Below are 2,110 nucleotides of genomic sequence, written 5' to 3' on the forward strand. Positions count from 1 at the left end.
TGTGACTTCTAATGTAAATGCAACAAGGGCTTAAAGGCTACTACAGGGCAGGGAGATCAGCCCCCGATCCGACCGGCTGGGCCGGGTTGAAAGGGCGGAGCGGGGGCGGGTGATGACGCACCCCTTCGGCTTTAGCTTTCTCACTAGCAATTGTTCTTTTACCGCTCGATACTCGCTGGGACTTGCATGGCGCAGTTGGGGATCAAAGCCGCACGATGCTTCCGGAAATCAACCTGCAAGGTGACGTCGACGTCGCGGCGCTGTCACCACTTCTTCGCGGCATGCTTCTTTCGGTTGCCTATGCTGACGGTGAGGGTGGCATAGGATTGACGGCGACCGGCGCCATGAACCGCAAGTTCGTGCATTGGGCCGCTGTGCACTTCCTCTGGCCAGGATTCACAGCCGAGGACCTCTACAGCATGAACAAGGTGCTCAATGAAAGCGACATGCCGCCGCTTTGGGTCGTGCGCGACATGGCCCGTCATCTGAAGCTTCTTCGCCGGAAAAAGGATGTGCTGCTGCCAACCAGACGCGGCCGGGAGTTTTTGGTGAACCCGCAAGCCTTCTTCGATCTGGTCGCCACGGATTATCTCTATTCCTATGTCCACGCCACCGAGCGGGAAGAGGAGGTCCGAGCGCGGTTACGCTGGTGGCGCATGTTCCTCAATCTTCTCAATATCAAGGCCAGAGAAGGTTGCACGCCAATGGACGTTGTGAAAATCCTCTATCCAGAGCTGGCGCCTTTGTCGGACACCGAAATGACCATAGAAGCCTGGGAGTTGAAATCCGATCTTCAGTATGGCGTCTTCCAACGCTTATGCTGGCTCGGCTTGCTCTGCGAGGCACGAGAGGGGCTCACTCTTCTGCAGGATGGATCCTTCCACAAGACGCTACTTTGGGCAGCTTGCCTGCAGTTGGAATCGGATACGCAAAGCGATATCGGCGTGCATTGACGATCTCTATTCTGCCGCTGGCTGCCTAATAACGCTTTCTCTCGCCGCGCAATCACCGCAGGATCATTCATAAAATCCGTCCTCCGCCCCGGCTTGCCGTCATTTGTTCACTTCACGCCTGAACACTTCAGCTGGGGTGCGGAAACCAAGGCATTTTCTCGGCGTACTGTTCAACCGATCGATCAGCGATCGTATCGATTCATCAGGAACTGACAGGACAGCAGTATCCCTCGGCAGGTAACGCCGAATCCGCCGATTCATGTTCTCAACGGAGCCTTTTTGCCAGGGCGCAGACGGATCGCAGAACCATGCATCGGTTCCCATTCCCTGCTTCAGTCGCCGCCAGGAGACGAATTCAAATCCGCGATCAAACGTCAAACTTTGCCGGGCATGCCTGGGCAGGGGGCTGAGCACGTCGATGAGCCGCTCCATGATCGGCTTGGACTGCCGGTCGTTGTTCTTGAACAGCATGGTGAACCGGCTCGTCCGCTCAACAACCGTTGCCACATTGGCATTGCCCTGAACCCTTTCGAAGATCATGAGATCGGCTTCCCAGTGACCGAATTCCTTGCGATCGTTGATGGCTTCCGGCCGATGTTTGATCGAACGCTCATCTGGAAAGACTGGATTCTGCGGCTTGCGAGCATATCGCGGCCGGCGCTTTCTCCGCCGTTCCGGGAGAAGCCGCGCGAGTTGCTGCCGTTGTCCTTCTGGTGAATAGACATACCGGTAGATCGTCTCGTGACAGACGCTTGCCTTGGCCGCTGGTTCGATCTTCAGTCGTCCAGCGATCTGTTCCGGCGACCAGCCGGATTCCAACTTTCCGATCACTTCGTTCCGCAGATCCTCGCGACGAAAGAGCTTGCCGATCCGCCGGCGCCTGTCGCGCGCCATGTCGTTGGCGGTCATCGCCCAGTAGCCCTCGGCATCGGGGAATTCCTGATCGTGCCAGTAGTTGCGTTTTATCTCCCGGGAGATGGTCGCACGGTCCCGGCCGAGGCGTCTGGCGATCTCAGACTGGCTAAACTTCTGATCCAACATCCTGGAAATCGATCGGCGTTCGTCAAAACTCAAATGCGAAAAGGTACGGATCAAACCATGGCTCCCGAAAAGCAGGCAGCTTAGCGCCTTTGTTGCAGTTCGAGATAGAATGTACC

2 protein-coding genes are annotated in these 2,110 nt (G+C 56.7%); one reads left to right on the forward strand and one right to left on the reverse strand.

From position 1 onward, the window contains the following. Positions 1 to 215: 215 nt before the first annotated feature. Entirely contained in the window at positions 216 to 953 is a 738-nt protein-coding gene (locus QWJ46_RS30920) for a hypothetical protein (RefSeq protein ID WP_130817691.1), read from the forward strand. A 99-nt stretch (positions 954 to 1,052) separates the two neighbouring features. On the opposite strand, the gene QWJ46_RS30925 is transcribed toward QWJ46_RS30920, so the two are convergent. Next, a complete protein-coding gene (locus QWJ46_RS30925; RefSeq protein ID WP_082849634.1) occupies positions 1,053 to 2,048 on the reverse strand; it encodes an IS30 family transposase in 996 nt (331 codons plus the stop codon). Between the last annotated feature and the right edge of the window lie 62 nt (positions 2,049 to 2,110).

This window comes from Rhizobium sp. CBN3 (assembly GCF_030518245.1).
Classification (GTDB): domain Bacteria; phylum Pseudomonadota; class Alphaproteobacteria; order Rhizobiales; family Rhizobiaceae; genus Rhizobium; species Rhizobium aethiopicum_A.